6 protein-coding genes are annotated in these 4,906 nt (G+C 32.7%); all 6 read right to left on the bottom strand.

Annotation, left to right across the window (positions count from 1 at the left end; translation table 11 throughout):
- Positions 1-928, bottom strand: a 928-nt coding sequence (locus tag GNY06_RS04840) for a hypothetical protein (protein WP_166519043.1), incomplete at its 3' end; no start/stop codon positions are given.
- 14 nt (positions 929-942) lie between these two features.
- Positions 943-1,761: an RHS repeat domain-containing protein gene (locus GNY06_RS14815; protein ID WP_166519042.1), complete on the bottom strand. Its 819-nt coding sequence runs from the start codon at positions 1,759-1,761 to the stop codon at positions 943-945.
- A gap of 229 nt (positions 1,762-1,990) precedes the next feature.
- Positions 1,991-2,359, bottom strand: coding sequence for a hypothetical protein (locus tag GNY06_RS04830; protein WP_212995085.1), 369 nt, complete (start codon positions 2,357-2,359; stop codon positions 1,991-1,993).
- 422 nt (positions 2,360-2,781) lie between these two features.
- Positions 2,782-2,922, bottom strand: a complete 141-nt coding sequence (locus tag GNY06_RS15130; RefSeq protein ID WP_166519041.1) for an HNH/ENDO VII family nuclease — start codon at positions 2,920-2,922, stop codon at positions 2,782-2,784.
- 74 nt (positions 2,923-2,996) lie between these two features.
- Positions 2,997-3,584 carry an SMI1/KNR4 family protein gene (locus GNY06_RS04820; protein WP_166519040.1) on the bottom strand — a complete coding sequence of 196 codons (588 nt, stop codon included), beginning with the start codon at positions 3,582-3,584 and terminating at the stop codon, positions 2,997-2,999.
- 11 nt (positions 3,585-3,595) lie between these two features.
- Positions 3,596-4,402 (bottom strand): RHS repeat domain-containing protein, encoded by an 807-nt coding sequence (locus tag GNY06_RS04815; protein WP_166519039.1) that lies wholly within the window; start codon positions 4,400-4,402, stop codon positions 3,596-3,598.
- Between the last annotated feature and the right edge of the window lie 504 nt (positions 4,403-4,906).

Below are 4,906 nucleotides of genomic sequence, written 5' to 3'. Positions count from 1 at the left end.
GATCAATCTGATCAAATTCTAAAATATTTTCAACTGATGTTAGTAATTCAATATGTACAAAAACATTCAGACCTTCAAATTCTTGTAGACCAGATCTTCCTCCAGCAACATAAAATTTAATTGAATAGCCAAGTTTGGATTCGTTTAAAAAAGAGCATTTCTTATAATTATCAATAGTTTTTAAATCTTCCATCACTTCGCCCGGCAGAATAAACTGCTCGACATTTTCACAACTAAATTTTGAAAAGCCAGTTTCATGAACCTTTAAACCCAAAGGTAATTGAAAATCTAATTGTTGCGTGACAATAATATTGTAGTACCAAGGTCTAAATCCCCAAAATATAGAAAGATTCCCTCTGTTTGCAAGATTCTCTGAAATATCTGAATCTTCAATTTGCGATAATAAATCAGTTGATATATTAGACTTTTCAAGATAGTGCAATAGTTGTTCTTTCTCTAGGACCACAAATCCTAATTCGTCATAAAACTTAAAAGAAGTGAATAAAGCATCAACTTGTAAAATCCGTTTATTAATATCATCTGTATCAATAAAAACAAGTGTAGTACAATATTCTTCATTATGACTTCTATTGTTAAGATCATATAATGCAAACTTTGAAAAGCTCTTGACCGTAACACCATTTAGCCTAGTATCAATCCCATCAAATATATTTTTGTATACTTTAACTTGAGGGTGGCTTAGTATAAGTTTAGAAATATTTTTTTGAATATCCACAGTTTCTTCAAAAAAACAATCACCAAAAATTTCTGAAAAACCCTCATTTGCTAAAATATTTATTAAAATAACAATTTGATTTCTCTTAACACACTTTTTATTGTCAATATTTATTACAAAATCAGATCCCAAATCAAACTCCATTTGGTTAAAGCCCTCTCCCCAAAAACAATATGTTATTACGTTATTCATATATAGTTTATTCATTAATGTACATGCCTTTGAGCATCGGCCCATTCTTTTGCTTTATTCCATGCTTGTGCTGGTGATACATTCTCTGCTAGTAATATTCCTGGTTTACCCGGTCTGTCAACAATTCTCAGATCTCCTCGAATATCTTGAATGCTTGGATTATTATAATGAGTTTCTAGCATACCCAACCATTTCTCTGGGGTTAGATTCTGTTTATTAATCTGCTTCATGGTTAAAGGATATCTTGTACGCATCCCACCATCCCCATGCATACGTCCATGTGGATCGACTTGATCGGGTTTGAAATAGTAGCTAGGTACACCAAATTCAGAATTAAAAGGCGAAATATTCAGATTAGTTGCAGCTGCATGTGGTACTATATGATGTCCCTTCCTTGTAGGAATACTTCGGGCCATTAATCCTAAAATATCAATCCACCCATTTGGATCTGAAACATAACCATAAAGCCTTGTTCCACCTTGTAGCCCTATCGGATCCTGACTGATAAAATTACCTATTTGAGGGTCATAATACCTAAACCGGTTATAAGCCAATCCTGTTTCAACATCTACGTACTGTCCCTGATAAAGAAAAGGCACAAAGCTATTGTCTCCTTTTCTCAGGGAACCATAAACATCCAGCTCCCTTTCCCAAACTAATCCGCCTTTATCATCATACGCATGCGAGGGTGTCCCCAGATAATCACTGACAATACTGAACTTCTCCTCTCCAACAATCTTTCCGAAAGGTACAAAACTTCCCTGCTCATACAGCCAAGTTATTAAATTTTCGGTAGATTCTGCCGCCTGCTGAAGATTATTTTCATCACCCATGCTCCATACCGGCGGAAAACGCCCCTCATATTGCCAACCTATTCTTTACAAGCTAACTGAAATGGAAATCCGATCCTGATAAGTATAAATTCTATGTTCTATATTACACCAAAGTGTTTTTCCAATCAATTTTTATAAATGCGTGGCTTTGAAACACAATTTTTTTTGCACTTCTTTTTCCAATAAAAAAATGCTTCGATTGAAGACGGTTTAACGAAAGTATTTATGTTTAAGAATATTGCCAAAACCCAGCAATTATTTTTCCTGTTTCATTATGCCTGTATAAATATAATGCCCCGTAACCAAATATATAGTTTCCGTCTATTAAATTTTCAGAATAATAATCTTCATCTATTTGAATAAAAAAAGTATAGTTATCTTTTTCCAAATTTTCAAAATAATAACTTTCATCTTGTATTAATTTGGGATGTTCTGATTTCGTTATAAAGTTAAATTCATCTGATTCAACTTTACTATATCCCTTAATAGGAGTATTGTTAATATGATTTATTGTGCATTCCGTATTATCACTCTCTTCCGAAAAAAGATGAGAAAATACTTTTACAGAACAGTTGGGATAAATGTTATTATCAATCATCGTATCATAATCATCAGGTATGAGAATGGAAATAACTTCTCCTAAATTATTAGGTTTTGAAATGTAGTATAAAACTTATATCCTTTTATTTCTGTATCATCTAACAAGCATAAAGGAATATTTCCGCCTATTCTACCAATAATTTTGTTCTGTGAATTTTGACCAATCTGAGCAATTAAATTCATATTAATGACATTTTATTAAACCATTTTTCTTAGCAAAATCTATTGCTTCGCTTCGTATTTCCATTGCTTTTTTGGTTGCAAATTCTCTGGCATTTGCAGGGTCCCAACCTCGATTTTTGACTAAATCTCCATAAATGATAAAATTTTTATGATTCTGATCTTTTTTCCAATAGCTTTTACAAAATTTTTCGTATTGCTTTTTGAGACTTTAGTCCTTTCTAAAACTATCACCGTCTTTTATGAAGTCGTGTAATTTTTTATATTCTTTTTGGTGAAGCTCTGTAATAGTTCAATCATTAGACCTGATTCTTGACCAAGAATGTGATGTAGGTTTATTTGTCTTCCATTACTACCAATAGGGTAATATCCTTTACTCATCAAATCATAATTTGAAGCAGTTGACGAATATTACATATATTTAATGAAAACCTGACCCCTTAAAACACATATTTTTAATCTATTGAAAGAATTTCAAGTCTACTAAAAAAATCATCAAAGTTAATTCCAATCAACCATAAATTCTGATATTTGACATCTTCGGTCATTGATAAGCCTGTTTCATCCTCATAATCTTCGATATCCCATTCTGCTTCATGATCCCAAAAATAAACCTTACCATAATCACTATCATTGGTTGATATAAGTATCAAATTTCCCATTCCATCATTACCAAATGGAATAAATTTATTCGGTATTCTTTCTTTATACAAATTGATATTTTCAAAAATATCATAAGATTTTCCTTTTTCTGAATCACGACCAAAAAATACACCTAACATTGAGCCATTAAATGAAAAATTTGGTTGCTGAGACTCAGTAGAGTGCACGTATTCTGCCGTAGTTGAATATGGTTTAAATTCAACTTCATCGTGAAAATTACAAATTCCATAAGTCAAAAGAAAATCCTTTACATCTTGGGGTATTTTACCATTAATCATAGTTTCTATTTTGGATATATCTTCACTCTCCAATTTAGTGGAATGTCCAGGGAATAACTCTCTCATTCCGCCTAATCTTAAAATTTCATTTTTATAACTCATAATGTATATATTTAATGTCTATTAGCTCGCATTTCATGTGCTGGTCCACTATGCCTAATTCCACCATGAGAAAGAGTAGGCACAAACTGGATATAATCATCAAGAAAATGATGTGGTGTTATATTATTTTCCCTCATCCAGCGTAATGCTGCAGTTGAATTTCTAAATTCATTTGGGAAATCCTCAGCTAAAGTTTTTGCTGTTAGTTGCTTATCAATTGTATGATTTCCTGTAAGACCAGTAACTTTTATCGCTTCTCTTACTTGAATTCCACTAAAATCAGGAACTCCCTTTTTAAATGGAATAGTTGTTCTAGGTTTTAATCCGATTGAAGTTGGATTATTGGGAGTGAAGTTTGAATGTCCTGCTTCCCTAGACCATATATCATTTTTAGGTAATCGCCAACCTTTAGGTTTAGGGGTTCCTTCTTCCCAAGGAAATAATCCTAAACAATCAACAAAACAATTTACATCATTTACGTATGAATAAGGACTTAATCCACCTTGTAGTCCAATAGGATCTTTACTGATAAAATTACCACTTTCGGGGTCGTAGTATCTAAACCGGTTGTAAGCCAATCCTGTTTCTATATCTACGTACTGTCCCTGATAAAGGAAAGGCACAAAGCTATTGTCTCCTTTTCTCAGGGAACCATAAACATCCAGCTCCCTTTCCCAAACTAATCCGCCTTTCTCATCATATGCATGCGAGGGCGTCCCCAGATAGTCACTGACAATACTGTACTTCTCCTCTCCAAAAAGCTTTCTGAAAGGTACAAAACTTCCCTCATATTGCCACTCGTGCAGCGGTACATTCACATCCCATAGCCACCTTGTGGCTTTTTAAAAGAATTAACAAACATCTTGGCTAGGTTCTATGGTATTACTATGGATCAGATCGTACAATGTACAGTTAAGGCTCATTGCGGAGCTGAACGACAAAGGTAAATTTATCGTATTCCGTATGACTGAAACAAGGCTTCCCCAAAAGAAATTTAAATCCTTCTTTCAAAAAAATATTGCTGAGCTGTAAATGAAAAAAAATCTTTGAGAAACTAAGCTTCGGAACTATCGTTATTATACTCCTTATCATTGTTGCAATAATTATTATTCCACTCTCTTATAATACATTTTCTACAGCTCCTAATGATATAAAAAGAAAAATTAAAACAATAAAGCCACTCTTTTGGAGTGGCTTTATTGTTTTACAAAAATTTATTTTTCAATAATAACACTTCAGTCTCAAGTTTCAGCTTCATATTAAGAAAAGGAGTAAATATATTGATTAAAGGATGATATATAGAATTGTAATTTAATCCTTTG

The organism is Elizabethkingia argenteiflava (genome assembly GCF_009904105.1).
In the GTDB taxonomy this organism is placed as follows: domain Bacteria; phylum Bacteroidota; class Bacteroidia; order Flavobacteriales; family Weeksellaceae; genus Elizabethkingia; species Elizabethkingia argenteiflava.
This window is presented reverse-complemented; position numbering and strand designations above follow the sequence as displayed.

Coding starts and splice junctions, on each gene's coding strand:
- GNY06_RS04820 (WP_166519040.1), bottom strand. CDS start 3,584: ATGAGTTATAAAAATGAAATTTTAAGATTAGGCGGAATGAGAGAGTTA.
- GNY06_RS14815 (WP_166519042.1), bottom strand. CDS start 1,761: ATGGGTGATGAAAATAATCTTCAGCAGGCGGCAGAATCTACCGAAAAT.
- GNY06_RS15130 (WP_166519041.1), bottom strand. CDS start 2,922: ATGAGTAAAGGATATTACCCTATTGGTAGTAATGGAAGACAAATAAAC.
- GNY06_RS04830 (WP_212995085.1), bottom strand. CDS start 2,359: ATGATTGATAATAACATTTATCCCAACTGTTCTGTAAAAGTATTTTCT.